23 protein-coding genes and 1 tRNA gene are annotated in these 25,861 nt (G+C 66.8%); 12 read left to right on the top strand and 12 right to left on the bottom strand.

Going from position 1 to position 25,861, the window contains the following annotated elements; translation table 11 throughout:
• Positions 1–32: 32 nt before the first annotated feature.
• The gene (gene mfd, locus CFB47_RS11490; RefSeq protein WP_089461203.1) at positions 33–3,503 is read right to left on the bottom strand and encodes a transcription-repair coupling factor; all 3,471 of its coding nucleotides are present in this window, start codon (positions 3,501–3,503) and stop codon (positions 33–35) included.
• 107 nt (positions 3,504–3,610) lie between these two features.
• Between mfd and ispD the strand changes: the two genes are divergently transcribed.
• Together ispD and ispF are read left to right on the top strand one after the other, a co-directional pair.
• Complete coding sequence (gene ispD / locus CFB47_RS11485; RefSeq protein WP_011352390.1) at positions 3,611–4,321, top strand: 2-C-methyl-D-erythritol 4-phosphate cytidylyltransferase; 711 nt, start codon at positions 3,611–3,613, stop codon at positions 4,319–4,321.
• 28 nt (positions 4,322–4,349) lie between these two features.
• Positions 4,350–4,835, top strand: a complete 486-nt coding sequence (ispF, locus tag CFB47_RS11480) for a 2-C-methyl-D-erythritol 2,4-cyclodiphosphate synthase (protein WP_089461202.1) — start codon at positions 4,350–4,352, stop codon at positions 4,833–4,835.
• A gap of 133 nt (positions 4,836–4,968) precedes the next feature.
• On the opposite strand, the gene CFB47_RS11475 is transcribed toward ispF, so the two are convergent.
• From CFB47_RS11475 to ompR, 4 genes are all read right to left on the bottom strand, one after another.
• Positions 4,969–5,496 (bottom strand): carboxymuconolactone decarboxylase family protein, encoded by a 528-nt coding sequence (locus CFB47_RS11475; protein ID WP_011352388.1) that lies wholly within the window; start codon positions 5,494–5,496, stop codon positions 4,969–4,971.
• Between the two features lie 76 nt (positions 5,497–5,572).
• Positions 5,573–6,121 carry a peroxiredoxin gene (locus tag CFB47_RS11470; RefSeq protein WP_006478563.1) on the bottom strand — a complete coding sequence of 183 codons (549 nt, stop codon included), beginning with the start codon at positions 6,119–6,121 and terminating at the stop codon, positions 5,573–5,575.
• Positions 6,122–6,310: 189 nt separating this feature from the next.
• A complete protein-coding gene (locus tag CFB47_RS11465; RefSeq protein ID WP_043188038.1) occupies positions 6,311–7,672 on the bottom strand; it encodes an ATP-binding protein in 1,362 nt (453 codons plus the stop codon).
• A 40-nt stretch (positions 7,673–7,712) separates the two neighbouring features.
• Complete coding sequence (gene ompR, locus CFB47_RS11460) at positions 7,713–8,447, bottom strand: two-component system response regulator OmpR (RefSeq protein WP_006478565.1); 735 nt, start codon at positions 8,445–8,447, stop codon at positions 7,713–7,715.
• A gap of 258 nt (positions 8,448–8,705) precedes the next feature.
• On the opposite strand from ompR, the gene CFB47_RS11455 reads away from it, so the two are divergent.
• The 3 genes from CFB47_RS11455 to CFB47_RS11445 all read left to right on the top strand — a co-directional run bounded on the left by CFB47_RS11455 (position 8,706) and on the right by CFB47_RS11445 (position 11,907).
• Positions 8,706–8,984 (top strand): hypothetical protein, encoded by a 279-nt coding sequence (locus CFB47_RS11455; RefSeq protein WP_011352385.1) that lies wholly within the window; start codon positions 8,706–8,708, stop codon positions 8,982–8,984.
• Between the two features lie 132 nt (positions 8,985–9,116).
• Positions 9,117–10,619 (top strand): DUF1800 family protein, encoded by a 1,503-nt coding sequence (locus CFB47_RS11450; protein WP_089461417.1) that lies wholly within the window; start codon positions 9,117–9,119, stop codon positions 10,617–10,619.
• Positions 10,620–10,686: 67 nt separating this feature from the next.
• Entirely contained in the window at positions 10,687–11,907 is a 1,221-nt protein-coding gene (locus CFB47_RS11445; RefSeq protein WP_089461201.1) for a DUF1501 domain-containing protein, read from the top strand.
• A gap of 23 nt (positions 11,908–11,930) precedes the next feature.
• Here the strand turns inward: CFB47_RS11445 and hpnD are convergent, their stop codons facing one another.
• Complete coding sequence (hpnD, locus tag CFB47_RS11440; RefSeq protein ID WP_089456388.1) at positions 11,931–12,764, bottom strand: presqualene diphosphate synthase HpnD; 834 nt, start codon at positions 12,762–12,764, stop codon at positions 11,931–11,933.
• 236 nt (positions 12,765–13,000) lie between these two features.
• On the opposite strand from hpnD, the gene CFB47_RS11435 reads away from it, so the two are divergent.
• A tRNA-Leu gene (locus CFB47_RS11435) sits at positions 13,001–13,087 on the top strand.
• Positions 13,088–13,279: 192 nt separating this feature from the next.
• On the top strand, positions 13,280–13,573 hold the full coding sequence (locus CFB47_RS11430) for a hypothetical protein (protein WP_089461200.1): 294 nt from the start codon (positions 13,280–13,282) through the stop codon (positions 13,571–13,573).
• 104 nt (positions 13,574–13,677) lie between these two features.
• Here the strand turns inward: CFB47_RS11430 and CFB47_RS11425 are convergent, their stop codons facing one another.
• The 4 genes from CFB47_RS11425 to CFB47_RS11410 form a co-directional block, all read right to left on the bottom strand.
• The gene (locus tag CFB47_RS11425; protein WP_089440309.1) at positions 13,678–13,908 is read right to left on the bottom strand and encodes a hypothetical protein; all 231 of its coding nucleotides are present in this window, start codon (positions 13,906–13,908) and stop codon (positions 13,678–13,680) included.
• Positions 13,909–14,022: 114 nt separating this feature from the next.
• On the bottom strand, positions 14,023–15,132 hold the full coding sequence (locus tag CFB47_RS11420) for a class II histone deacetylase (RefSeq protein ID WP_089461199.1): 1,110 nt from the start codon (positions 15,130–15,132) through the stop codon (positions 14,023–14,025).
• 16 nt (positions 15,133–15,148) lie between these two features.
• Positions 15,149–16,375 carry an MFS transporter gene (locus CFB47_RS11415; RefSeq protein ID WP_089461198.1) on the bottom strand — a complete coding sequence of 409 codons (1,227 nt, stop codon included), beginning with the start codon at positions 16,373–16,375 and terminating at the stop codon, positions 15,149–15,151.
• Between the two features lie 21 nt (positions 16,376–16,396).
• Positions 16,397–17,443, bottom strand: a complete 1,047-nt coding sequence (locus CFB47_RS11410) for a porin (RefSeq protein WP_089456384.1) — start codon at positions 17,441–17,443, stop codon at positions 16,397–16,399.
• 303 nt (positions 17,444–17,746) lie between these two features.
• On the opposite strand from CFB47_RS11410, the gene CFB47_RS11400 reads away from it, so the two are divergent.
• Positions 17,747–18,892, top strand: coding sequence for a helix-turn-helix transcriptional regulator (locus tag CFB47_RS11400; RefSeq protein WP_089461197.1), 1,146 nt, complete (start codon positions 17,747–17,749; stop codon positions 18,890–18,892).
• A gap of 109 nt (positions 18,893–19,001) precedes the next feature.
• Positions 19,002–20,000 (top strand): 2-dehydropantoate 2-reductase, encoded by a 999-nt coding sequence (locus CFB47_RS11395; protein WP_089461196.1) that lies wholly within the window; start codon positions 19,002–19,004, stop codon positions 19,998–20,000.
• Between the two features lie 173 nt (positions 20,001–20,173).
• Here CFB47_RS11395 and CFB47_RS11390 read toward each other — a convergent pair whose 3' ends face one another.
• On the bottom strand, positions 20,174–20,623 hold the full coding sequence (locus tag CFB47_RS11390) for a MarR family winged helix-turn-helix transcriptional regulator (RefSeq protein WP_039367176.1): 450 nt from the start codon (positions 20,621–20,623) through the stop codon (positions 20,174–20,176).
• A 62-nt stretch (positions 20,624–20,685) separates the two neighbouring features.
• Positions 20,686–21,831, bottom strand: a complete 1,146-nt coding sequence (locus CFB47_RS11385; protein ID WP_089461195.1) for a glycerate kinase — start codon at positions 21,829–21,831, stop codon at positions 20,686–20,688.
• A gap of 388 nt (positions 21,832–22,219) precedes the next feature.
• Between CFB47_RS11385 and tig the strand changes: the two genes are divergently transcribed.
• From tig to clpX, 3 genes are all read left to right on the top strand, one after another.
• Positions 22,220–23,566: a trigger factor gene (gene tig / locus CFB47_RS11380; RefSeq protein ID WP_089461194.1), complete on the top strand. Its 1,347-nt coding sequence runs from the start codon at positions 22,220–22,222 to the stop codon at positions 23,564–23,566.
• Between the two features lie 140 nt (positions 23,567–23,706).
• Positions 23,707–24,360, top strand: a complete 654-nt coding sequence (gene clpP / locus CFB47_RS11375; protein ID WP_010092137.1) for an ATP-dependent Clp endopeptidase proteolytic subunit ClpP — start codon at positions 23,707–23,709, stop codon at positions 24,358–24,360.
• A 163-nt stretch (positions 24,361–24,523) separates the two neighbouring features.
• On the top strand, positions 24,524–25,795 hold the full coding sequence (gene clpX / locus CFB47_RS11370; protein WP_006489345.1) for an ATP-dependent Clp protease ATP-binding subunit ClpX: 1,272 nt from the start codon (positions 24,524–24,526) through the stop codon (positions 25,793–25,795).
• The last annotated feature ends 66 nt before the right edge of the window (positions 25,796–25,861 follow it).

Raw genomic sequence — 25,861 nt, 5'->3', positions numbered from 1 at the left:
AACGCCGCATCTGCCGCCAGCGCATCAGCGCATCAGCGCACCGCGGCAGCTGCTCCCTGCTTCGGTCCGAGCGCGCGCAGCGTTTCCTTGATCGTCGACACGCGGATCGCGAGATCGGGCGAGCGCGTCTCGATGCGCAGCTTGTCCTGGCCCGCGAGCTTGATGTGCCGATGCTTCTGCACCATCTCGATGATCCGCATCGGATCGATCGGCGGGTTCGGCTCGAACTGCAGCCCGATCGCCACCTCGCTCGCGTCGATCTTCACGATGCCGAGCGGCTTCGCGGCGATCCGCAGCCGGTGCGTCTCGACGAGCGCGTGCGCCTGCGGCGGCAGCTTGCCGAAGCGGTCGATCAGCTCTTCCTGGATGCCGTCGATCGCGTCGCCGTGCTCGCAGTTCGCGAGACGCTTGTACAGCGACAGCCGCTCCTGCACGTCCGCGCAGTAGTCGGCCGGCAGGATCGCTGGCGCATGCAGGTTGATTTCCGTCGTCGCGGCGAGCGGGGCGGTGAGGTCGGGCTCCTTGCCGTTCTTCAGCGCCTTCACCGCGTCGTTCAGCATGTCCGTATAGAGTTGGAAGCCGATCTCGTGGATTTCGCCGGACTGCTTGTCGCCGAGCACTTCGCCGGTGCCGCGGATCTCGAGGTCGTGCATCGCAAGATAGAAGCCCGAGCCGAGTTCCTCCATCTGCTGGATCGCTTCGAGCCGGCGCTGCGCCTGCTTGGTCAGCGCCTGCGGATCGTGGACCAGCAGGTACGCATACGCCTGGTGGTGCGAGCGCCCGACGCGGCCGCGCAGCTGGTGAAGCTGCGCGAGGCCGAACTTGTCCGCGCGGTGCATGATGATCGTGTTCGCGCTCGGGACGTCGATGCCGGTCTCGATGATGGTCGTGCACAGCAGCACGTTCGCGCGCTGCGCGACGAAGTCGCGCATCACCCGTTCGAGCTCGCGTTCGTGCATCTGGCCGTGCGCGATCACGATGCGTGCCTCGGGTACGAGCGCCTCGAGCATCGCCTTGCGGTTCTCGATCGTCTCGACCTCGTTGTGCAGGAAGTACACCTGGCCGCCGCGCTTCAGTTCGCGCAGCATCGCCTCGCGGATCACGCTTTCCTCCTCGCGGCGCACGAAGGTCTTGATCGCGAGCCGCTTCTGCGGCGCGGTGGCGATGACCGAGAAATCGCGCAGCCCTTCGAGCGCCATCCCGAGCGTACGCGGGATCGGCGTCGCGGTGAGCGTCAGCACGTCGACTTCCGCGCGCAGCGCCTTCAGCGCTTCCTTCTGGCGCACGCCGAAGCGGTGTTCCTCGTCGATGATCACGAGGCCGAGGCGCTTGAACTGCACGTCCGACGACAGCAGCTTGTGCGTGCCGATCACGATGTCGACGCTGCCTTCGTTGATCTGCGCGATCGCGGCGTTGACTTCCTTCGTGGTCTTGAAGCGCGACAGCTCGACGATCCGCACCGGCCAGTCGGCGAAGCGGTCGGCGAAGGTCTGCGTGTGCTGCTCGGCGAGCAGCGTGGTCGGCGACAGCAGCGCGACCTGCTTGCCGCCCAGCACCGCGATGAACGCGGCGCGCAGCGCGACCTCGGTCTTGCCGAAGCCGACGTCGCCGCACACGAGGCGGTCCATCGGCTTGCCGCTCGTCATGTCGCCGATCACGGCGGCAATGGCGGCCGCCTGGTCGGGCGTTTCCTCGAAGCCGAAGCTTTCCGCGAACTTCACGTAGTCGCGCGGATCGAGCGAGAACGCGTGGCCTTCGCGGGCCGCGCGGCGTGCATACAGGTTCAGCAGCTCGGCGGCGGTATCGCGGATCTGCTGCGCGGCCTTGCGCTTCGCGCGTTCCCACTGGCCGGAGCCGAGCGCGTGCAGCGGCGCGCTGTCGGGATCGGCGCCGCTGTAGCGCGAGATCACGTGCAATTGCGCGACCGGCACGTAGAGCTTGCTGTCGCCCGAGTATTCGAGATGCAGGAATTCGGTTTCGCCTTCGCCGAGATCCATCGACACGAGGCCCATGTAGCGGCCGATGCCGTGCTGCGCGTGGACGACCGGGTCGCCGACCTTCAGCTCCGACAGGTCGCGCACCATCGCGTCGACGTTGCTGGCCTGTTCCTGCCGGCGGCGGCCCGTGCGGCGGCCGAGCGCGCCGTACAGTTCGGTTTCGGTGACGACCGCGTAGCCTTCGCCCGGCACCGCGAAGCCGTTCGCGAGCGGCGCGACGCCGAGCGCGAAGCGTTCGTCGCTCTCGAGCCAGCCGGCGAAGTGGTCGTTCGACGCGGGGCGCAGATGGTGTTCGGCGAGCAGTTGCAGGATCGTCTCGCGCCGGCCGGCCGATTCGACCGTCAGCAGCACGCGCTTGCCCGACGATTCGACGAACGTGCGCAGCGACGCGAGCGGATCGTCGGCATGGCGGTCGACGGTGAGCTCGGGCAGCGCCGTCGCCCACCCGCCGGCCGGCTGCGCGGGCAGCACGACGCGGGCGAACGGCTTCGCGAACGCGAAGAAATCCTCGTCGGACAGGAACAGGCGCTGCGGTTCGAGGATCGGCCGCTCGCGATCGTGTGCGAGGAACGCATGGCGCTGCTTCGTGTCGGCCGTGAAGCGGCGGATCGACGTCTCGAGATCGCCGGTGAACACGAGGTGCGCATCCTGCGGCAGGTAGTGGAACAGCGTGGCGGTTTCGTCGAAGAACAGCGGCAGGTAGTACTCGATGCCGGCCGACGGCACGCCGTTGCCGATGTCCTTGTAGATCGGCGCGCGGCTCGGGTCGCCTTCGAAGGTCTCGCGCCAGCGGCTGCGGAAGGCCGTACGTGCGGCTTCGTCGAACGGAAACTCGCGGCCGGGCAGGAGGCGCACGTCGCGCACCGGATACAGGCTGCGCTGCGTGTCCGGATCGAACGCGCGGATCGAGTCGACCTGGTCGTCGAACAGGTCGATCCGGTACGGCAGCGGCGAGCCCATCGGATACAGGTCGATCAGCGAGCCGCGTACGCAGTATTCGCCGGGCCGCACGACCTGGCTCACGTGCTCGTAGCCGGCCAGCGTGAGTTGCGCCTTCAGCTTCGCCTCGTCGAGCCGCTCGCCCTGCGCGAATGCGAACGTGTACGCGGCCATGAACGACGCGGGCGGCATCCGGTACAGCGCGGTGGTCGCGGGCACGAGCAGGATGTCGCAGCGGCCCTCGCCGAGGTCGTGCAGCGTGGCCAGCCGCTCGGACACGAGATCCTGGTGCGGCGAGAACGTGTCGTACGGCAGCGTTTCCCAGTCCGGCAGCAGGCGCACGCGCGCGTCGGGCGAGAAATAGCGGATTTCCTGCGAGAGCCGCTGCGCGTCGACCGCGTTCGCGCAGATCACCGCGAGGAGCGGCACGTCCTGGCGGTTGTCGGCAAGATAACGGGCGATGGCGAGCGCGTCGGCGGAACCATGCGCGCCGTCGAAGGCGAAACGCTGGCCGGGCTTGACGCGGGCAACGGGCGAGGCGGACGGGGTGGAAGCGTTATCTGGCATAGGGACGACAGGGGTGGCGTGCACGGGCGCATCGCGGTGCGCCGGTCGAGACGAAAGACCTATTATAAAATCCGCTTCTCGATTTCATCTTATCGGCGTTTCCCTTCGTGACCCCCCGACTTTTCGCCCTGATTCCCTGTGCCGGCACCGGCAGCCGTTCCGGCTCGGCCGTGCCGAAGCAATACCGCACGCTGGCCGGCCGCGCGCTGCTGCATTACACCCTTGCCGCGTTCGACGCGTGCAGCGAATTCGCGCAGACGCTCGTCGTCCTCGCGCCCGACGATTCCCACTTCGATGCGCGCCGCTTCGCGGGCCTGCGCTTCGCGGTGCGCCGCTGCGGCGGCGGCTCGCGCCAGGCGTCGGTGCTGAACGGGCTGCTCGAACTGGCCGAATTCGGCGCGACCGACCACGACTGGGTGCTGGTGCACGACGCCGCGCGCCCCGGCATCACGCCGGAGCTGATTCGCACGCTCGTTGCGACGCTGAAGGACGATCCGGTCGGCGGCATCGTCGCGCTGCCGGTGGCCGATACGCTCAAGCGCGTGCCGGCCGGCGGCGACGCGATCGCGCGCACCGAGTCGCGCGACGCGCTGTGGCAGGCGCAGACGCCGCAGATGTTCCGCATCGGCATGCTGCGCGAGGCGATCCTGCGCGCGCAGCGCGAAGGGCACGACCTGACCGACGAGGCGAGTGCGATCGAATGGGCCGGCCATACGCCGCGCGTCGTGCAGGGCAGCCTGCGCAATTTCAAGGTCACGTACCCGGAAGATTTCGCGCTCGCGGAAGCGATCCTCGCGCGCTCCACGAACGCTTCCTGACTTTCACCCCCTCACAATCGGAATACGCATGGATTTCAGAATTGGACAAGGCTACGACGTGCACCAACTCGTCGAGGGGCGCCCCCTCGTCATCGGTGGCGTGACGATTCCGTACGAACGCGGCCTGCTCGGCCACTCGGATGCGGACGTGTTGCTGCACGCGATCACCGACGCGCTGTTCGGCGCGGCGGCGCTCGGTGACATCGGCCGCCACTTCTCCGACACGGACGCGGCGTTCAAGGGCGCCGACAGCCGCGTGCTGCTGCGCGAGTGCGCCGCACGCATCAAGGCGGCCGGTTTCACGATCCAGAACGTGGACAGCACCGTGATCGCCCAGGCGCCGAAGCTGGCGCCGCATATCGACGGGATGCGCGCGAACATCGCGGCCGATCTCGGGCTGCCGCTCGATCGCGTGAACGTGAAGGCGAAGACCAACGAGAAGCTCGGCTATCTCGGCCGCGGCGAGGGGATCGAGGCGCAGGCCGCCGCGTTGCTGGTGAAGCAGGGCGGCTGACGCCGGCTGCGGCGGCGCACGGTTCGCCCGCCGCGCCGCGCTGCGGAAATGAAAAATGCCACGCGGATGCGTGGCATTTTCGTTTGGCGCGGCGACCGGGCCGGCGCGGCTGCCGGCCGGGTGAGGCGACCGCTTATTCGCCTTCCGCGGCGATCACTTGCGCGGCGGCGTTGATCACCGACGCGATACGGCCGACGTCGCGCAGCTGCGTGACGGTCATCCCTTGCTCGTTCTTCAGCAGCGCATAGTGCGACTTCACGCAGAAGTGGCACTTGCCGACGATCGACGCGGCGAGCGCGTACATCTCGAACTTGCGCTTGTCGACGCCGCCGTGCGTCGCATACGCGCCCATCCGCAGCTCGGCGCGTTGCGTCTTCAGGTCGGCATCGTCGGCCATCTCGACATACGGATACCAGGTGTTGTTCATCCCCATCAGCGCGGCTGCCGTCAGCACGGCGTTCGTCTCTTCGGGCGACAGGACACCGGCTTCGCGGATCGTCTTGATGAGCACCGTGCTCTTCGCCGCGATGGCCGCCGCCAGCGCGACGCCGACCGCGTCGGTGCCTTCGAGCGACGAGCGCGAGATCGTGCCGTCGAGGTTCAGGCGAATGTCTTTCGCGTAGTCGGGAATGCGTGCCTTAATCGAATCGATGAATTCCATTGATATCTCCTATGGGTTGGCCGTTAAAAAAGCCCGCAGGCAGGACGTGCGCCGCGGGCTTCGTGCATCGATGCGCTTACAGCGTTGCGCCGCCGACTGCACGGTTGCACGGGCACAGTTCGTCCGTTTGCAGGCCGTCCAGAATCCGCAGGACTTCTTCCGGGCTGCGGCCGACGTTCAGGTTGTTCACCGAAACGTGCTGGATCGTGTTGTCCGGATCGACGATGAACGTTGCACGCAGGGCCACGCCGGCTTCCTTGTCGCGCACGCCGAGCTGGTCGATCAGCTCGCCCTTGACGTCGCCGAACGAGTAGTGGTTCAGCTTGTCGAGGTCCTTGTGCTCACGGCGCCATGCGAGCTTGACGAACTCGTTGTCCGAGCTGCCGCCCAGCAGGACGGCATCGCGCTCTTCGAACTGCTTCGTGAGCTTCGCGAATTCGACGATTTCCGTCGGGCACACAAACGTGAAATCCTTCGGATAGAAGTAGATGATCTTCCACTTGCCCGGGAACGACGCTTCGGTGACGGTCTCGAACGCCGACTGGCCGTTTTCCTCGTGATTGTTGAAGCCCGGCTTCGCGGCTACGACGGTGAAAGCTTCGAGTTTATCGCCCACGGTTTTCATGCGGATACTCCTGTATGAGTTGGGAAGAAGACTGAGTCAAGCTACCTCGGTGCTGCAACGATGATGTGACAGCATGGGCAAAACTATAACACTATTAGTTAGTCACTTCAATAGATTTTGACTAACAAGCCTCATAGCTTTTTTCAACCGGATCGATAGTGTGCAGCGCAAGCAGCGTGCGCGAGCGCGTCACGCAGTCGCACGCGCCTTGCCGGCGCCGGGGAATTCGAGCGTGACTTCGAGGCCCGCTTCCGGGTTGCGGTTGCGCAGCCGCAGCGCGCCGCGATAGCGGCCGACGAGACGCAGCACGATCGCCATCCCGAGGCCCGTGCCGTCCGCCTTGGTGCGGGCGGTATCGACGCGGTAGAACGGCCGCATCACGAGCGGCAGCTGATCCTCGGGGATGCCGGGGCCTTCGTCGCTCACCGACAGCTCGACGCGCGCATGCGACACGCGTGTCTCGAGCGTGATGCGCGACACGCCGTCCTGCTTGCTCTGGCCATACTTGCGCGCGTTCTCGACGAGGTTGCCGATCACGCGGCGCATGTCGGTCTCGTCGGCTTCGATCACCGCGCTCGGCGCGAGCCGCGTGCGGATCTCGACGCCGTCCTCGCCCGACACGCGGGCGGCGACTTCCTGCGCGATCGACGACAGGTCGACGGGCTCCGGCTTGCGTTGCGACGGGCGGGCGTAGTCGATGAAGGCCGCGATGATGCGATCCATTTGCTCGATGTCGTCGACCATCGCGTCCTTGGTCGCCTGGTCGGACGGGCTCATCTCGGTTTCGAGCCGCAGCCGCGCGAGCGGGGTGCGCAGGTCGTGCGAGATGCCCGCGAGCATCAGCGCGCGGTCGGCCTCGAGCTGTTCGAGGTCGCGCACCATCTGGTTGAAGCTGCGATTGGTGTCGGCCGCGACGCCCATCCCGCGCTCGGGCAGCAGCTCGGGTGTCTGGCCCGAGCCGATCTGCCGCGCGGCGAGCGCGAGCCGCGAGAACGGCCGGTTCACCAGACTGGTGATGAACGCGGAGCCGAATAGCGACAACGCGAGCGCGAACAGCCCCCAGCCGGCCCACTGCAGGCCCGTGACGTTGTCGAGCTGGTCGCGGTCGAGCGCGACCCAGTAATCGTCGTCGTCGATCTTGAAGCTGATCCACACGCCGGGAATGTCGTTGACCGACTGGGCGATCACGGTATCGTCGCCGAGGCGGCTGCGGATGTCGTGTTCGATCAGGCGGTTCAGCGATTCATCGGGCTGCAGCTTGAACTTGTCGGTCTTCTCGCGCGGGTAAACGCGCACGCCCTCGTTGCTCTCGAGATCCTGCAGCAGCGCGCGCCGCAAATCGGGATCGGAATAGAGCAGGGCGGTGCGCGTGAGCTTCACGATCGCGACGAGCTGGAGAGCCACGCGCTGCGCACGCGGCTCGCGCTCGATCACGCGAAAGCTCTGGAACCACGCGGCGAGACTGACCGAGATCAGCAGCGCGATCAGCAGGAAGGTGCGCCAGAACAGCCCGCCGAACGCGAGCTGCAGGAGGCGCCGGTCGATACGCATGGGACGGGCCGAGGGCGGGCGAAACCGGAAAGGAAAAAGATCAGGCGGCGCCGTCCGGGATGAACACGTAGCCTAGGCCCCAGACGGTCTGGATGAAACGCGGGCTGCCGGGATCCGGTTCGATCAGCTTGCGCAGGCGCGAGATCTGCACGTCGAGGCTGCGGTCGAACACTTCGTATTCACGGCCGCGTGCGAGCTCCATCAGCTTCTCGCGCGACAGCGGCTGGCGCGGATGACGCGCGAACACCTTCAGCACCGAGAATTCGCCGGTGGTGAGCGGAATTTCCTGGCCGGATTTCGTCAGCGTGCGCGTCGCGAGGTTCAGCGAGAACTCGCCGAACTCGAACACCTCGGTGGTTTCCGACGGCGCGCCCGGCAGTTCGGCCGGCGCCTGGCGGCGCAGCACCGCATGAATGCGCGCCACGAGTTCGCGCGGGTTGAACGGCTTCGGCAGGTAATCGTCGGCGCCCATCTCGAGGCCGACGATGCGATCCACGTCCTCGCCCTTCGCGGTGAGCATGATGATCGGCGTACGGTCGTTGCTGCCGCGCAGGCGGCGGCAGATCGACAGGCCGTCTTCGCCCGGGAGCATCAGGTCGAGTACGAGCAGGTCGAAACGCTCGCGTACCCAGAGCTTGTTCATTGCAGTCGCGTTTTCCGCGACGTAGACATTGAAACCCTGCTCGCCGAGATAGCGGCGCAGCAGATCGCGCAGGCGCGGGTCGTCGTCGACGACGAGAATCTTGGAGGGGTTTTTCGTTTCCATGATCGGCATCTTATCGCGAATGGGAATTGACGCACGGCCGTGAATTTTCGTGCGTTACAGTCGGTTACAAAATTTACCCGTAGTGTCGCGCCGAGTAAAGGCAGGCTATAGAGATTCCTTTACTCGAAGCCGAAATTCGGTAGATACTCCCCTGCACTCCATCATTCATCTTTGCACACCCGAATTCCGCAGGGTTTTTCAAGTACCAGAGGTAGCCGGTTGCCGCGTGACGAAGGGAACAAATCGACCAAAGAAGCGAGGACGGTCATGCGATCTGCCCGGATTGCACTGATGCTGACGATCGCGCTTGCCGGTCCGTATGCGTCGAACTTCGCGTATGCGCAGCGCCCCGAGCAGGGCGCATCGTCGCGCAAGCTGCCGCGCGGCAAAGCGCCGCAGTCCGATCGTACCGCCGAGATGACGGTCCGATCCGCCGTGCCTCCCGATCTCGAACAGCGCCGCCGCGACGGGCACATGACGCCCGAGGAACGCCACCTTTTGCGCCAGCACATCGAGGACGCCGTTCGCGAGCTGTACAAGCGCTGACACGTCGTCTTTCTCCCTGCACGGAATTCACCGCGCGGAAAAGTTTCGTAGCAATTTTTCCGTCAACTTTCGCCTGCCGATTGCCGTTGTACCGGCATCCGCACCGCCGGTGCGCTCCGGGAGTCCATGACGATGAAAGCGAACGCTGCCGCACCGGCGCCGTCGCCCGCCATGCAGTCGCCGCTCGACGCCGACGATGCATTGTTTTTCCTGAGTCGTAGCGGTTTTTCTCCCGCGCCCGCCGATGTCGCGCGCGTCGTCGGCATGACGCGTGCGCAAGTCGTGGCCGACACGCTCGGCAACGTTCGCCGCGACCCCGTCACGACCTGGCCCGACTGGATCGCCGAGTTGCCGCCGACGCGCGCGCAGCGCCAGGCGCTGACGCCCGACATGCGGCGCGACGAGCAGCGCGAGCGCAACGTTCGGTACGATGCGCTGCGCGCGGCGTGGGTCAACGAGATGATCGTCACGCCGTCGCCGCTCACCGAGCGCATGACGCTGTTCTGGCACGGCCACTTCACGTCGGGGCAGGACAAGGTGCCTTACCCGCAGACGATGGCGGCGCAGAACGCACTGTTTCGCCGCGAGGCGCTCGGCAACTTCGGCGTGCTGCTGCATGCGGTCGCGAAGGATCCGGCGATGCTGCAGTACCTCGACGGTGCGAGCAATCGCAAGGGGCGCCCGAACGAGAATTTCGCGCGCGAGGTGATGGAGCTGTTCACGCTTGGCGAAGGGCATTACACGCAATACGACGTGACCGAAGCCGCGCGTGCGATGACGGGCTGGACGGTCGATCCCGATACGTATCGCTTCGAGGTTCGGCCGGATCTGCACGACGCCGGCGACAAGACGATCCTCGGCGAAACGGGGCCGTTCGATGGCGACGGCTTCCTCGACATCCTGCTGAAGCGGCCCGGTACCGCGCGTTTCATCGCCGCCAAGCTGTGGCGCGAGTTCGTGTCGGATACGCCCGATCCGGCTGCGCTCGATGCGGTGGCCGAACGGTTTCGTTCGAGCGGCTACGACATTCGCACGGCGCTCGCCGCGCTGTGGTCGACCGACGCCTTCTGGGATCCGCGCAACCGCGGCGTGCTCGTCAAGTCGCCGGCGGAATTCGTCGTCGGGTCGGTGCGGCTGTTCGACGTGTCATACGGCGATCCGCAGATGCTCGCGAACACCGTGCGCACGCTCGGGCAGAACCTGTTCTATCCGCCGAACGTGAAGGGTTGGCCGGGCGGCGCGCTATGGATCAACAGCACCACGCTGCTCGCGCGCAAGCAGTTCGTCGAGCAACTGTTCCGCGCGACGGAGACGGCCGGCATGCACCCGCCGGCGCATGCGATGGTGCCGCCGCCGAATGCCCGTGCGCATGCGATGCCGGTAGTCGAGGCGGCATCCGCTGCCGGCATGCACGCAACGCCTGCCAAGCCCGCGCGCGCCGGCCTGCGTTTCGACCTCGAGCGCTGGCTTGCGCAATATCGCGCGCGGCCGCAGGCGATCGCGGGTTTGTCGACCGAGCTTCAACTGCAACATGCGGTGCTGCAGCTGTCGCCGGTCGCGGCAATCGACACGGATTCGACCGGCAGCGCGTATCTCGAGGCGCTGCTGATGGATCCGGCCTATCAACTGAAATGATTCGAACGACGATGAAGCGGGGCGCCGGTGCGGCAACGACGCCGGGCGGCGAACCAAAGGATGCGCGATGAACCGACGTGATTTTCTGACGCTGACGGGCGCCGCGGCCGCGGCCGGCGTGTCGATGTGGCAGGCGCCTGCGATGGCGGCTTCCGTGGCGCAGGCGGGGCGCCCATCGGCGGCCGGGTACACGAACGTGCTGATCCTCGTCGAGCTGAAGGGCGGCAACGACGGCCTCAACACGGTGGTGCCGTATGCGGACCCGCTGTATTACCAGTTCCGCCGCAGCATCGGCATCAAGCGCGAGCAGGTGCTGCAACTCGACGCACGCACGGGGCTGCATCCTTCGCTCGCGCCGTTGATGCCGCTGTGGCGCGACGGGCAGGTCGCGGTCGTGCAGGGCGTCGGTTATCCGCAGCCGAACCTGTCGCATTTCCGCTCGATCGAGATCTGGGATACCGCGTCGCGCTCGGATCAATATCTGCACGAAGGCTGGCTGACGCGCACGTTCGCGCAGGCACCCGTGCCGCCCGGTTTCGCGGCCGACGGCGTCGTGCTCGGCAGTGCCGAGATGGGGCCGCTCTCGAACGGTGCGCGTGCGATCGCGCTCGTCAATCCCGCGCAGTTCATTCGTGCGGCCCGGCTTGCCGAGCCGTCGTCGCTGCGCGAACAGAACCCCGCGCTCGCCCACATCATCGACGTCGAAAACGACATCGTGAAGGCGGCCGACCGGCTGCGTCCGCGCGGCGGGATGCGTGAATTCAAGACGGCCTTTCCGGCCGGTGCGTTCGGCACGTCGGTCAAGACCGCGATGCAGGTGCTGGCCGCGTGCGAAGCGTCCGGGCCGGGTGCGCAGGATGGTGTCGCGGTGCTGCGCCTGACGCTCAACGGCTTCGATACGCACCAGAACCAGCCGGGGCAGCAGGCCGCGCTGCTCAAGCAGTTCGCGGAAGGGATGAGCGCGATGCGCGGCGCGTTGATCGAACTCGGGCGCTGGAACCAGACGCTCGTGATGACGTATGCGGAATTCGGGCGGCGCGCGCGCGAGAACCAGAGTAACGGTACCGATCACGGCACGGCCGCGCCGCATTTCGTGATGGGCGGCCGCGTGGCCGGCGGGTTGTACGGTGCGCCGCCGGCGCTCGGGCGGCTCGACGGCAACGGCAACCTGCCGGTCGCGGTAGATTTCCGCCAGCTCTACGCGACCGTGCTCGGGCCGTGGTGGGGGCTCGATTCGACGCGCGTGCTGCAGCAGCGCTTCGATACGCTGCCGTTGTTGAAGGCGTGAGGCGTGAGGCGTGAGGCTGGGGATCAGCGGCGGCGCGCGGCGCGCCACGCGATCCACAGCTTGCGGATCGGCGTTAGCGCGATGCGCTGATGCAGCACCTGGTAGCCGTCGCGCTCGATTTCGTCGAGCAGTGAGCCAGCCAGTGCGATCTGCGCGCGCAGCGTGCGCTGGGCGCGGCGTTCGGATGCCGGGATCGCCGCTTCGGCGGCCACGAGTGCTTCGCGCGCGCGGGCCGTCTGGAATTGCAGCAATTCGGTGAAGGCCGGGCTGTAGCGGCGGTTCAGCAAATCGGCCGCGGTCACGTTGTAGCGCTGCAGTTCGTCGATCGGCAGGTAGATACGGCCGTGGCGTGCATCGTTGCCGAGATCCTGCACGAACTGCGCGAGCATCAGCGCGCGGCCGGCATCCGCGGCCCACGGTTGCGGGTCCGCCGGGTTTGCCGAACTGGCGCGCGCGACCAGCGACGCGAAGGTGCCGCCGACCTGCGCGATATAGCGCTGCAGGTTCGCCAGATCGAGGTAGCGCGCCTGTTCGAGATCCATCCCGTAGCCGTTGACGAGCGTGCGCAATGCATCGGCCTCGGCGGCGATCGCCGGATGATGCTGCGCGAGCGCCTTCGTGACCGGGTGCGACGGCTGCCCGTTGGCCAGCGCCGCGAGTTCCTTGTGCCACCACGCGAGCTTCGTGTGTCCGACGGTCGGGTCGCTGGTTTCCTTGACGGTTTCCTCGAGTTCACGGCGCAGCGCGAACAGCGCGGTCAGGCGCGGCTGCGTGGCGTGCGGCGCCTGACGCAGTGCGTAGTAGACGCTGGAGCCCGCAGGGGCGGCCTTTTGCTGGCAGTAGTCGTCGAAGTTCACGGGCGGAATCGTGTGGGGGGCGGGTTCGGGGGACGCGCGGCGGCGCGGTGCCGAAACGTCGAGCGCGGCATTCTAGCACCGCTGCACGACGGGTGCCGGCAGGGGCGAGACAAGCCCGCGCGGATCGGGTAGAATCTCGCGCTCGCCTGATCGGGCGTGCCGGTTGCAAGCCGGCGCGATGTCCCGGGCGCGTGGTCACGCATCTTTCGTGCCGCGTGGTCAGGCGACAGAAATGCGCGTGAGTGGCGAAATTGGTAGACGCACCAGGTTTAGGTCCTGACGCCCGCAAGGGTGTGCCGGTTCGAGTCCGGCCTCACGCACCAGAAGTCGAATGCGCCTCAGTCAGGGGCCGTTCACCCAAAAGCGCTGTCGGTCGATTGACCGCAGCGCTTTTTTGTTGATGTCGGTGCGGCTCCCGGCACGCGAGCCGAGCAAGCGGTGCGCGAATATTCGTGCCGCGTGTAATATCGTGTTCGCTTCCCCTATAAGAAACACAATTACGCCGAGGACCAACGATGAAAAACACCGTCCGCGTTCCGATTTCCGTACTGGCGCTGATACTCGCTGCGCCGACATTTGCCACGACGCCAGCCGACAACATAGCCTGGAGCGCCAAGCCTGTGCAGCGGTTCGTCATGCCCCCGGAGTGTTACGCCTACTCGAAGCGGCAGATTTCGAGCGATGAGTCGCTTACGACGGAACGTGTGCTGATAGCGGCCGCCAGGTTCCTGACCGGCACCGGGCCCACCCTCGTCATCGGCGGGACTCGGGGCGCAGTCCCCGATCCGTGTGCGTCCTCCGGCCTGTGACCGGCCCGCAAGCGCACCGCGGGAATTCTCGCCTCATCTGAAACAAGCCGGATACCAGCGCCGCGCGTCGCCCGACCCGCGGCGCTGCGTCATTTGACGCGCACCTATTCCCAGAAGCTCCGGATCGCGACCGCCACGATCACCGGCACCGAGAACACCAGCGGGATCGCGAAATATTGCGCTTCGCGATCGACGACCCAGCTATAGATCACCCACGCGGCGCCGATCGCGAACGTGATGAGGCCGACCGTCACGGCGGCGATGTTCAGGACCAGCTTCGAAGGCTGGCGGCGCGTCTTGGCATCGTCATTGTGATCGCGCGGGGACGATTTCATCGGAAGAGTGCGGCTTCGGGCCGGAACGGGGATAAAGGCACAGGAAACCCCATCCGCATCGATCGCGCAAGAGGGCGGGCGCCGGCCGGCCCTCGTCGCGTCCGCCGGCGCGCGCTACAACCCGAACGACGTAGCCAGTTCGTCGAGCAATTCGCGCTGGAACGCAACGAACCGCGCACCCGGCTGCTGCGCGATCGCGAGGTCGAGCATCGGATCGGCGACGTCGGTGCGAACACCCGCCAGCGCCTCGACGATCGCGAGCCCGCAGAACGGCACGTACGCCTCCGAATAGCCGCCTTCGTGAACGATCACGAGCCGGCCGCCGCAATGGCGTTGCGCAGCCTCCTTCACCGCGCGCGTCATGAACCGGTAGCTGTCGGTATGCAACTGCATGCGCGCGAGCGGATCGACCGCGCTTGCGTCGAGCCCGCTCGCGACGATGATGAGCTCGGGCCGGAAACGCTCCAGCGCCGGCAGCACGATTCGTTCGAACGCGTAGCGATATGCATCGTCGCCGCTGCCCGCGAGCAGCGGCACGTTCAGGTTCGCGCCGACGCCTGCGCCTTCGCCGCGGTCGTCGGCGCCGCTGTAGCCGGGCGGGAAGCAGCAATCCTGGTGCAGCGAGATCGTCAGCGTGTCCGGATCGTCGTAGTAGATCGACTGCGTGCCGTTGCCGTGGTGCACGTCCCAATCGATCACCGCGACGCGCTCGATGCCGTGTTTCGCGCGGGCGGCCTCGATCGCGATCGGGATGTTCGCCAGCAGGCAGAAACCCATCGGGCGGTCGCGCAGACAATGATGGCCGGGCGGCCGCGACAGCGAGAAGGCGTTTGCCGCACGTTCGCCGAGGACCGTATCGACGGCCGCGATCGCGAGTCCGGCCGACAGCGCAGCGATCTCGTAGCTGCCCTTGCCGAACGGCGCGAGGTCGCCGAGGTCGCCGCCGTTCGCGTCGCTGAGTGCGCGGAACGCGTCGAGATAGTGTGCGGGGTGAATGCGCAGCAGGTCGGCGGTCGAGGCCGGCTCGGCGCCGCGCAGGTCGAGTTGCGCGGCCAGGCCCGAGGCCAGCACGAGCGACAGGAAGCGGCGCTTCGAATCGGGCGATTCCGCGTAGCCCGCGCTCGACGGCGGCTGGACCCAGCCGCCGACCGGGAAGAACAGCGCGTGCGTGCCGCCGGTGTGCCAGAAAGTGCGTTCGTCGGTGAAGAAGGCAGTGCGATTCATGGATGTGCGTGACCTGTCACGGGTGGGTGGAAATGGAAGCGCGCGTGCGGCGGTCGATGTGGCGCAGCGCGACGAACGACACGATCGCGACGGCCGTCGCGGCCGTGAACAGCACGCGCATCGTGCCGCCGGCGTCGAGCATCAGCCCGGCGAGCAACGGGCCGGCCGCGAGGCCCGCGCCGATCACGAAATTGAGCGTGGCCACGAGGCGGCCCGACGTGTCGATCTGCGCGACGGTCGCGAGGATGAACGGCAACACGAACGTCCACGCGAACTTGAACGCGAAGATCGCCGCGCTGTAGCAGATCGCCGCGCTGTAGCCGCCGGCATGCCGCATCACCGCGAGCGCGACGAGCGAGGCCGCCAGCAACGCGTAACCGGCCGCGAGCATCGCGCGCCGCGCGAGCCGGCCGCCTGCGCACGACGCGAGCGCCGCACCGGCGATGCCCATCACGCTTGCGATCGCGAGTACGTTGCCGGTCGACTGCGGATCGAGCCCGGCTTCGGTCGCGGCGCGGCTTGCGAACGTCCACACGCTGCCGATCGCGAGATAGAACGTGAGCACCGCGCCGATCGCGAGCATGACGAAGCTTTGCGGTGTCTGCTCTGCAGCGTTGCGCGCGTTCTGCGCGGGTGCGGCCCGCGTGCCCAGCGTGGACGGAAAGCCGCGCGACAGCGGCGCCGCGAACAGCGCGAGCGCGGCGAGCGCGATATACAGCGCGCGCAACCCGAACGCCGCGAACACATGCGGCAGCACGAACAGGCCGATTGCCCCCGCAATCAACTGGCCGACGACCCACAGGCCGTACACGCGGTCGCTGTTCTCGCTCGTCGCGGCGCTCGTCATGCAGAGCACCATCAGCGAGCCGCCGCCGAGCGCGGTGACGGCGCGCAGCGCGAGCAGCGCGACGAAACCCGGCATCCACAGTGCGGTCAGCAGGTTGCCCGCGCCGAACAGCGCGATGGCGAATGCGGCGACGCGGCGCGCGTCGACCCGGCCGAGCCACAGGTACGACGGCACGGTTGCGAGACTGAACGCACCGAGTTCGACGAAGAAGTAAGTGCCGATCTGCGACGCGGACAGTCCGAGCTGCGTCGCGAGTTGGCCCGCGACGGCGGGTGCCACGAGCAGCAGCAGCGGCGTGATGGCCGCGAACACGACGAGCGCGACGAGCGTCGAGCGCGCGAAGGTCGATGCGCGGCCGTCGGACGGGAGTGCTGCATCCGGTGAAAGGGTTTTCATGGCGGGTTCTCGTGTGGGGAATCAGAACAGGTGGTACATGCCGACCATCGCGCCGAACTGCGATGCGCCGGCGAGCGGCGTCGGGTCGTATTCGTAGACGGTCTGCGAACTCTGGCCGCTGTTGCGTGCGTAGCCGAGGTTCACGTAGGCGACGGTGCGTTTCGACAGCGCGTACGTGGTGCTCGCGATGAACAGCGTCGGGTGGCCGATTGCCGGCGTGCGCGAGTCGGTGTGGTAGACGCCCGCGTTCAGGCCGATCTCGCTCGACATCTGGTAGCGCGCACCGCCCCAGACGATCGTGCGTGCCGCGTCGAGGTCGCCGGTCAGGCGTTCGACGCCTGCATAGACGGTGAGCGGCAGTGCGGCGAACGCATAGCGCGCGGCGAGCGTGCCGAGTTCGCGGCGGCGTGCCGACGTGTCGTCGGCCGCCGAAACATCGCCGTGAGCCTGATGCAGTACCGCGCTGACCGACAGGCCGTTGCTCGTGAACTGGCCGCCGAGTTCGAGCACGCGTCCGGCGCGTGTATTGCCGGCGACGCCGGATGTCGCGGCAAGCGCCTCCACGTCGAAGCCGGCGAACGTCGGCGACTGGTACTTGACCGAGTGGTCGATGAAGTTCGCGTTCAGCGGCACGATGACGCCCTGGCCGCTGTACGACGCATACCAGAGCGGGTCGTAGAACAGCGTCTTGTCGAACAGCACGCTGAACTGCCGGCCGAGCGTGACGGTGCCGACGGGCCCGGCGATGCCGACGTATGCGCCGCGGAAGAACGCATAGCCGGGCACGGTCGCGGTGCCGTCGTTGAGGTTGAGGCCCTGTTCTAGCTTGAACAGCGCACGCCAGCCACCGCCGAGATCTTCGTGACCTTTCAGCCCGATCTGCGAAGGCAGGATGCCGTAGTTCTGCAACTGCACGGCCGAGTGGTGCCCGTCGGCGTGCGTCAGGTATTGCACGCCGGCGTCGAGCGCGCCGTACAGCGTGAGACTCGACTGCGCGTGCGCGGCAGCGCCGCACGCGGCAAATGTCGCGACGGCCGCGGCCGTGCGGAGGAAGCGGGGTTTCGTCACGTGGGGTTCTCCGTACCGTCCTGCATCGGTGTGTCGTTGGTGTTGTCGCGACGCAGTGTCCGCAGCGGGAAAACCGTCGAACAGTCGTACAGATGAACGGGGTGGAAACCCCGGGGTGCGCGGCACGCAAGCGGCGAGTAGCCGTCGCGCGGCGTGCTGCGGAGCAGCAACGTGCCGTGCACCGTTCAAATGGATGGGGCTGGCGCCCGTTCCGGAACCGTGGCCCGTCAAAAAAGCCGATCGCTATAATCGGCCGGTGTCGTTGCGCACATCAGCAGCCCGGATCGGGCAGGGGAGCGGAAGGTGAGGATCACGACGGATTTCGGGCAGGATCTCGATGCGCTGCGTGACGTGCCGGCCGCCATCGTGCTCGACGACTTCGCGTGGCCGCCGCTGCCGGGCCGGCGCGCCGATTTCGACGGCGTCACGCGCGGCGACGCATCGCAGCGCGAACTCGGGCTGATGCTGCTCGACCTGTACGCGGTTGCTGCCCGGTCCGGCATCGGCGAATTCGAATACCGGTTCTTTTCGCTGTTGCAGGCGCTCATCCCGTTCGACGCCGCATGGACGGGCGTCGCGACCCACGTGCCGACCGGCCCGGTGATGCACAACAGCTTCCTGTACCGTCTGCCGCACGCGTTCTTCAGCGACTGGAAGCGCGTGCGCGATTGCGACCCGCTCGCGCGCCGCACGCTGCGGCGCGCGTATGGCCATGCGGTGCGGTTGTCGGTCGTCGAACCGGGGCTCGATGCCCGGTTTCGCGACTGGTGCGTGAAGTACGGGCTCGCACAACTGATGTGCGTGTGCACGCTCGATCGCCGGTTCGGCCTGACGACGTTCATGTCGATCTATCGCCAGGGCCTGAATCGCCCGTTCAGCGATGACGATGCACGCCGCTTCGAGGAAGTGATTCCGCATCTCGCGGCGGCGCTGACGATCAATCGCGCCGCGCAGCTCACGCGCGAACGCGGTGAAACGGTCGCACCGGCGGCGCGTGCACTGTGCGACAACTTCGGCGTGCTTCACCACGCCGATCACGGTTTCGACGACGTGCTGCGCACCGAATGGCCGGCATGGGCCGGTGCACGCGTGCCGGAGCCGCTCGTCGCGCATTTGCGGCGACAGCCGGGCCAGCCGTTCGTCGGCGACGCGCTGCGAATCCAGTGCGTGCCGGTTGCGGGGCTGTTCCAGATCGAGGCGCGGCCGCGCTCGCTGCTCGACCGCTTGAGCCCGCGCGAGCTCGCGGCAATCCGCTATTACGGCGCCGGGCGCTCGCACAAGGAAGTCGCGCAACAGATGGCGATTTCGCCGACGACCGTGCGCCACTACCTGCGCTGCGCGTACCGCAAGCTCGGCATGCACGACAAGAGCCAGATCGCCGGCGTGCTCGGCGCGACGGGCAGCGCGGCCCACGACGAGCCGGTGGAAGCCGATGGCGAGCCGCGCTGAGTTGCGCTGAGTCGCACGACCGCCGCACGTTGCATGCGGTCGCGCGAATGGTTGTGTCCGCAACTATTGAGCGCTATGCTCGTCAGTTCCCAGGAGACGGAATTTCATCATGAACGACACGAATTCAGGGTCGGTGCGCGCGGCGGTGGTCGGGGTCGGCGCGATCGGCGGATTGCTCGCGGCCGCGCTGTCGCGGGCCGGCATGACCGTGAGCGCGTATGCGCGCGGCGCGACGCTCGACGCGCTGAATGCGCATGGCGTGCGTGTGATCGACGAGGCGGGCGAGACATCGTCGGTTCCGGTGCGGGCGAGCGACGATGCGGCCGCGCTCGGGGTCCAGGACTACGTGGTGATCGCCCTGAAGGCGCAGGCGTTGCCGGCGCTGGCCGCGCGCATCGCGCCGCTGGTCGGGCCGGACACCGTGATCGTCGCGGCGATGAACGGGCTGCCGTGGTGGTTCACGCACGGGCTCGCAGGCGCGCTCGACGGCGTGCCGCTCGATGCGGTCGATCCGGCCGGCGTGGTGTCGGCGGCGTTGCCACCCGCGCAGGCGATCGGTTGCGTCGTGCATCTGTCGTCGAGTACCGATGCGCCCGGCATCGTGCGCCGCGGGCGCGGCAACCGGCTGATCGTCGGTGCGCCCGATCCGCGGCTTGACGTCGCCACGGCCAGGTTTGCCGCGGCGCTCGCGGCGGGCGGTTTCGACGTCGAGTCGACGCCCGCGATCCGGACCGAGATCTGGACGAAGCTGTGGGGCAACATGAACATGAATCCGCTGAGCGCGCTGACGGGGTCGACGGCCGAGCAGCTGCTCGACGATCCGTTCACGCAGGATCTCGCGCTGCGGATGATGGAGGAGGCGGCCGCGATCGGCGCGAAGCTCGGTCTGTCGACGGGGATGAGCGGGCCCGAGCGGATCGCGGTCACGCGCAAGCTCGGCGCGTTCAAGACGTCGATGTTGCAGGATTTCGAAGCGGGGCGCGCGCTCGAGATCGGGCCGATCCTCGGCGTGTTCCCTGAACTCGGGCGCAAGCTCGGCTTGCCGACCCCGTATTGCGACGCGGTGCTCGGGCTGCTCCGACAGCGCGCGACGAACAGCGGGCTGTAGCGCAGGCCGGGCCGCTGCATGCTCGATGCAGGCAAGGCGGCGCGCTGTGGTTCGTTTGCATCGCGTAGCGCGGCATGACGCAAAGCGGGCCGCCCACGTCGCGGATCAAGCGACCGGGGCGGCCCGTCGAATTCGTCGGATCAAACCTGCGGGCGCCGTGCCCGTGTCGCGGTTCAGTCGTCCCGCTCGGTCGCGTGCGCGACGACCTTGTCGAGCAGCCGTTCGAACGTCTGGCGTTCGCTGTCGGACAGGCACGCGAGCAAGCCGTCGTTCCACTTGCGCACGATCGGCATGATCTTGCGATGCAGCGCGCGGCCGTCGGCGGTGAGCGCGATCAGCACGATCCGGCCATCCTCCTCGCTTGCGCTGCGTTCGAGCAGCCCCTGGCGCAGCAGCGCCTCGGCTGCCCGGCTCGCCTGGCTCTTGTCGAGATTGGTGTGGCGCGCGAGGTCCATGATCGAGAACGGGCCGAAGGCGCCGACGGCGGCGATCACGCGCGCCTCGGGCAGCGAGATGTCGAGCTTGTGCCGGTACACCTCGCCGATCCCGCGGTCGGAGCGCTTCGTGAGCGCATGGAGGCGATAGGTCAGAAACTGATCGAGCCCGGCTTGACGGCCTTTCATGTCGAATCCTGAAGAAAAAGGGCGGGCCCGATTGTTCCTGTATCGCGCGCTCGGGTCAACGGTCAGTGTGCGCCGTACTTCAGGCGTGTCAATTGCTCCGCTTCGTTCGCGAGCAGATTGGCCGCGTCGCGGATCGCGACGTCGAGCGTGATCGGCCCGGGAGCCGGCGAGAAGCAGCCGGAAAAATGTTCGGACAGGCGCGGCAGCGCGGCCGGGTCGACCGCGCCCGACAGCAGCGATGCGGGCACGCCGGCGGCCTGCGCGTGGCGGCACGCGATGAACGGCGCCTTGCCGTGCAGCGTCTGCACGTCCGAGCGGCCTTCGCCGGTGATCAGCCAGTCGGCGCCGGCGAGCGCCGCATCCAGCCCGACCTGCCGCGCGACCACTTCGGCGCCCGCTTCGAACTGCGCGCCGAGCATGTGCAGCGCGAAACCGAGGCCGCCTGCCGCGCCGGCCCCCGGCAAGTCGCGGCCGCGACGGTCGAGCGCGGCTTCGAGGAGGTCGGCGAAGCGGGCGAGGGCGGCGTCGAGGGTTGCAACCTGCCCGGGCGTCACACCCTTTTGCGGGCCGAACACGGCGGTCGCGCCGTGCGCGCCCGTCAGCGGGTTGTCGACGTCGGACATGCCGATGAATTCCGTTTCCTTCAGGCGCGGGTCGAGCCCCGACGCGTCGATGCGCGCGATGTCGGCGAGCCGCGACGGCACGGGCTCGACCGGCTGGCCGGCCGCGTCGAAGCACTGCAGGCCGAGGCCCGCGAGCAGCCCGGCGCCCGCGTCGTTGGTGCTGCTGCCGCCGAGCGCGACGAAGAAGCGGCGCACGCCTTCGTCGAGCAGCGTGCGGATCGCCTCGCCCATCCCGCGCGTGCTACGCGCGTCGACCGGCACGCTCATGCCGACCGGATCCGTAATGCCGACGATCTCGGCGGTCTCGACGATCGCGGTGCGCGCATCGATCACGCCGACCGCCGCATCGCGTGCCGCGAGCGACGCGCCGGCCACCCGCAGCGTGCGCCGCGTGCCGCCGCCTGCCAGCATCGCGTCGAGCGTGCCTTCGCCGCCGTCGGCCATCGGGCAGCAGCGCACGACGGCGTCGGGCCGGGCGCGGCGGATGCCGGTGGCGATCGCGTCCGCGACCTGCTCGGCGGAAAGCGAGCCTTTGAACGAATCGGGCGCGATGACGACGACAGGCGCGGACGGGTGTTGCGGCATGGTGTCTCCGGAAGGCGTGATTGGTGTGACGAATATTGGGGCCGCGACGGCGGCGACCTCTCAATTGGAGCTTACAGGATGGCGGGCCCGTGGTGGATACGGCGTTCGGCATAGCGGCGATCCGCTTGCATTGCCGTGCAAAGGGCGGCTGACGCGGCGCGGACGCATGCGCGTCGCGCCGATCTGGCGGTGTGATGAAAATTGTTTGCTAGAATAGTCGATTCTTCCGGCCAAAGCCGTGCTCCGAGCCGCTTGCGCTAGCCATCCGGCGCGTGCAGGGATGGCGTGGCGCTCCGGCGCGGCGAGTGGATGTGACACACATCATGCCGCAGGCAGGCACGGCAAGGAAAACCCGATTCGCTCGAATAATTTTAGGACGATTGAAGCCATGGCTAACGTTGTTGAGAACCTCGGCAAGCTTGAACGCCGCGTGACGATTTCCCTGCCGAAAGACACCGTGCAGAAGGAAATCGACGCCCGTATCCAGAAACTCGCGAAGACCGTGCGCATGCCGGGTTTCCGCCCGGGCAAGGTGCCGGTGAAGATGGTCGCGCAACAGTACGCGGGTCAGGTCGAGGCGGAAGTGCTGAGCGACAAGATCGGCCAGGAATTCTTCACGATCAGCCGCGCGGAAAACCTGCGCGTCGCTGGTCAGCCGAGCTTCGAGCCGAAGCAGGAGCAGGCTGAAGATGCATACGCGTTCGATGCGACGTTCGAGGTCTACCCGGAAGTCAAGATCGGCGATCTGGCGACCGCTGAAGTCGAGCGCTCGACGACGTCGATCGGCGACGCCGAAATCGACCGCACGCTGGACATCCTGCGCAAGCAGCGCGTGCACTACCACGCACGTGGCGAAGCCGGCGAGCACGGCGACGGCGGCGCGGACACCGCAGCGAAGAACGGCGACCGCGTGACGGTCGACTTCGTCGGCAAGATCGACGACGTCGCGTTCCAGGGCGGCACGGCTGAAGATTTCCCGTTCGTGCTCGGCGAAGGCCGCATGCTGCCGGAATTCGAAACCGCGGCGCTGGGCCTGAAGGTCGGCGAATCGCGCACGTTCGACCTGGCGTTCCCGGAGGACTACCACGGCAAGGACGTCGCGGGCAAGACGGCGCAGTTCACGGTCACGATGAAGAAGATCGAGTGGCCGCACCTGCCGGAAATCGACGCTGAATTCGCGAAGTCGCTCGGCATCGAAGACGGCGATCTCACGAAGATGCGCGCCGAGATCAAGGAAAACCTCGAGCGTGAAGCGAAGCGCCGCACGCAGTCGATCGTGAAGAACCAGGTGATGGACGCGCTGCTGAAGATTTCCGAACTCGACGTGCCGAAGGCGCTGATCGAACAGGATCAGCAACGCCTCGTCGAAATGGCTCGCCAGGATCTGGCGCAGCGCGGCGTGCCGAATGCGAAGGACGCACCGATCCCGGCCGAGATGTTCACCGAGCAGGCAGAACGTCGCGTGAAGCTGGGCCTCGTGCTGGCCGAGCTCGTGAAGGCGAACGGCCTCGAGGCGAAGCCGGAACAGATCCGCGCGGAAGTCGACGAGTTCGCGAAGAGCTACGAAGACCCGAAGGAAGTGGTCCGCTGGTATTATTCGAACCAGCAGCGCCTCGCCGAGATGGAAGCGTTCGTCGTTGAAAGCAACGTCGTCGATTTCGTGCTGGGCAAGGCGAAGGTGACGGACAAGGAAGTGAGCTTCGAAGCACTCGCGAGCGCATCGGCGCAAGCGTAAGTGTTGCTCTAGCGGCGTGCCGGCTGTCGGAGCGACGGCCCGCACGCCGTTTTTACGTCAAGCGCACGGTTGCCATTAATATGGCGATTGAGCGGGCGGCTTCCTTCCGTTCAATTTTCCATTCGAACAAGGTTCATTGAATGATCACTCGCGCTGAATTGCTGGACATGCTTGCTTCGAACGCGCCGCAGGGTTTCGAGGCGCAAGCGCTGGGGCTGGTGCCGATCGTCGTCGAAACGAGCGGCCGCGGCGAGCGTTCGTACGATATCTACTCGCGTCTCCTGAAGGAGCGCCTGGTGTTCATGGTCGGCGAAGTGAACGACCAGACCGCCAACCTCGTGGTTGCGCAGCTGCTGTTCCTCGAGAGCGAGAATCCCGACAAGGACATCAGCCTGTACATCAACAGCCCGGGCGGGTCGGTGTCGGCCGGCATGGCGATCTACGACACGATGCAGTTCATCAAGCCGGACGTGTCGACGCTGTGCATGGGCCTCGCGGCCAGCATGGGTGCGTTCCTGCTCGCGTCGGGTGCGAAGGGCAAGCGTTTCGCGCTGCCGAACTCGCGCGTGATGATTCACCAGCCGCTCGGCGGCGCACGCGGCCAGGCATCCGACATCGAGATCCAGGCACGCGAAATCCTCTACCTGAAGGAGCGGCTGAACCAGTTGCTCGCGCAGCACACGGGCCAGGACGTCGAGCGCATCGCGCGCGACACCGATCGTGATAACTTCATGTCGAGCGAGGACGCGAAGGCGTACGGGCTGATCGATCAGGTGCTGCTGAAGCGTCCGTGAGCTTAAACGGGGTGCCGCCCCGATTCGGGCGGCGCCGTCAAACGTCCCGAGTGCCCTGAGCATCTGCGGCAAGCGCATCCAGCCGGCTCCGGTCGCGCCCTAGGCGCGGCGTCCGGAGCAATCGGCGTATCATGTCATTTACCTGTCCGGAGGCTCTACATTCATGGCGGACAAAAAAGGTTCGAACAGCGAGAAGCTGTTGTATTGCTCGTTTTGCGGAAAGAGTCAGCATGAGGTGAAAAAACTCATCGCGGGCCCGTCGGTGTTCATCTGCGATGAATGCATCGACCTCTGCAACGAAATCATTCGCGACGAGGCGGCTGCCGCCGGCGTCGAGGCCAGCCTGTCCCGGTCGGATCTCCCGAGCCCGCAGGAAATTCGCGACATCCTCGATCAGTACGTGATCGGCCAGGAACGTGCGAAGAAGATCCTCGCGGTGGCCGTGTACAACCACTACAAGCGCCTGAAGCATCTCGACAAGAAGGACGACGTCGAGCTGTCGAAGAGCAACATCCTGCTGATCGGCCCGACGGGCTCCGGCAAGACGCTGCTCGCGCAGACGCTCGCGCGGTTGCTCAACGTGCCGTTCGTGATCGCCGATGCGACGACGCTCACCGAAGCCGGCTATGTCGGCGAGGACGTCGAGAACATCATCCAGAAGCTGTTGCAGAACTGCAACTACGAGGTCGACAAGGCCCAGCGCGGGATCGTCTACATCGACGAAATCGACAAGATCAGCCGCAAGTCGGACAACCCGTCGATCACGCGCGACGTGTCGGGCGAGGGTGTCCAGCAAGCGCTGCTGAAGCTCGTCGAGGGCACGATGGCGTCGGTGCCGCCGCAGGGCGGCCGCAAGCACCCGAACCAGGATTTCATCCAGGTCGACACGACCAACATCCTGTTCATCTGCGGCGGTGCATTCGACGGCCTCGAGAAGGTGATCACCGACCGTACCGAGAAAACCGGTATCGGCTTCGGCGCGACGGTCAAGAGCAAGCAGGAACGCGACGCGGGCGAGGTGCTGCGCGAAACGGAACCGGAAGACCTGATCAAATTCGGTCTGATCCCCGAATTGATCGGCCGCCTGCCGGTGGTCGCGACGCTCGGCAAGCTCGATGAAGCCGCGCTGATGAAGATCCTGGTCGAGCCGAAGAACGCGCTCGTCAAGCAGTATCACAAGCTGTTCGCGATGGAGCGCGTCGAGCTGGAGATCCGGCCGGGCGCACTGCAGGCAGTCGCCCGCAAGGCGATCCGCCGCAAGACCGGCGCGCGCGGTTTGCGTTCGATCATCGAACAGGCATTGCTCGACGTGATGTACGAGCTGCCGACGATGAAAGGGGTCAGCAAGGTCATCATCGACGAGAACGTCATCGATGGCGACGGCAAGCCTTTGCTGATCTACGAGGACACGCCGAAGGTGGCGGGTTCGAACTGACCGGCTTGCCGACGATGTTCTGCGAAAAAGGCCGTTCATGAGACCGTGGGCGGCTTTTTTTCGTTT

Origin of the sequence: Burkholderia sp. AU27893 (genome assembly GCF_002223205.1) — a bacterium.
In the GTDB taxonomy this organism is placed as follows: domain Bacteria; phylum Pseudomonadota; class Gammaproteobacteria; order Burkholderiales; family Burkholderiaceae; genus Burkholderia.
Note: the sequence above shows the minus strand (reverse complement) of the source record. Positions and strands in the feature narration are given on the sequence as shown.

What these genes read in the sequence shown, in the direction of transcription:
- CFB47_RS11390 (WP_039367176.1), bottom strand. Translation starts at nt 20,623, where the DNA reads ATGAAAGGCCGTCAAGCCGGGCTCGATCAGTTTCTGACCTATCGCCTC.
- CFB47_RS11425 (WP_089440309.1), bottom strand. Translation starts at nt 13,908, where the DNA reads ATGAAATCGTCCCCGCGCGATCACAATGACGATGCCAAGACGCGCCGC.
- CFB47_RS11455 (WP_011352385.1), top strand. Translation starts at nt 8,706, where the DNA reads ATGCGATCTGCCCGGATTGCACTGATGCTGACGATCGCGCTTGCCGGT.
- mfd (WP_089461203.1), bottom strand. Translation starts at nt 3,503, where the DNA reads ATGCCAGATAACGCTTCCACCCCGTCCGCCTCGCCCGTTGCCCGCGTC.
- CFB47_RS11445 (WP_089461201.1), top strand. Translation starts at nt 10,687, where the DNA reads ATGAACCGACGTGATTTTCTGACGCTGACGGGCGCCGCGGCCGCGGCC.
- CFB47_RS11450 (WP_089461417.1), top strand. Translation starts at nt 9,117, where the DNA reads ATGAAAGCGAACGCTGCCGCACCGGCGCCGTCGCCCGCCATGCAGTCG.
- CFB47_RS11420 (WP_089461199.1), bottom strand. Translation starts at nt 15,132, where the DNA reads ATGAATCGCACTGCCTTCTTCACCGACGAACGCACTTTCTGGCACACC.
- clpX (WP_006489345.1), top strand. Translation starts at nt 24,524, where the DNA reads ATGGCGGACAAAAAAGGTTCGAACAGCGAGAAGCTGTTGTATTGCTCG.
- CFB47_RS11395 (WP_089461196.1), top strand. Translation starts at nt 19,002, where the DNA reads ATGAACGACACGAATTCAGGGTCGGTGCGCGCGGCGGTGGTCGGGGTC.
- CFB47_RS11430 (WP_089461200.1), top strand. Translation starts at nt 13,280, where the DNA reads ATGAAAAACACCGTCCGCGTTCCGATTTCCGTACTGGCGCTGATACTC.
- CFB47_RS11415 (WP_089461198.1), bottom strand. Translation starts at nt 16,375, where the DNA reads ATGAAAACCCTTTCACCGGATGCAGCACTCCCGTCCGACGGCCGCGCA.
- CFB47_RS11465 (WP_043188038.1), bottom strand. Translation starts at nt 7,672, where the DNA reads ATGCGTATCGACCGGCGCCTCCTGCAGCTCGCGTTCGGCGGGCTGTTC.
- CFB47_RS11475 (WP_011352388.1), bottom strand. Translation starts at nt 5,496, where the DNA reads ATGGAATTCATCGATTCGATTAAGGCACGCATTCCCGACTACGCGAAA.
- ispF (WP_089461202.1), top strand. Translation starts at nt 4,350, where the DNA reads ATGGATTTCAGAATTGGACAAGGCTACGACGTGCACCAACTCGTCGAG.
- CFB47_RS11385 (WP_089461195.1), bottom strand. Translation starts at nt 21,831, where the DNA reads ATGCCGCAACACCCGTCCGCGCCTGTCGTCGTCATCGCGCCCGATTCG.
- tig (WP_089461194.1), top strand. Translation starts at nt 22,220, where the DNA reads ATGGCTAACGTTGTTGAGAACCTCGGCAAGCTTGAACGCCGCGTGACG.
- CFB47_RS11470 (WP_006478563.1), bottom strand. Translation starts at nt 6,121, where the DNA reads ATGAAAACCGTGGGCGATAAACTCGAAGCTTTCACCGTCGTAGCCGCG.
- clpP (WP_010092137.1), top strand. Translation starts at nt 23,707, where the DNA reads ATGATCACTCGCGCTGAATTGCTGGACATGCTTGCTTCGAACGCGCCG.
- ompR (WP_006478565.1), bottom strand. Translation starts at nt 8,447, where the DNA reads ATGCCGATCATGGAAACGAAAAACCCCTCCAAGATTCTCGTCGTCGAC.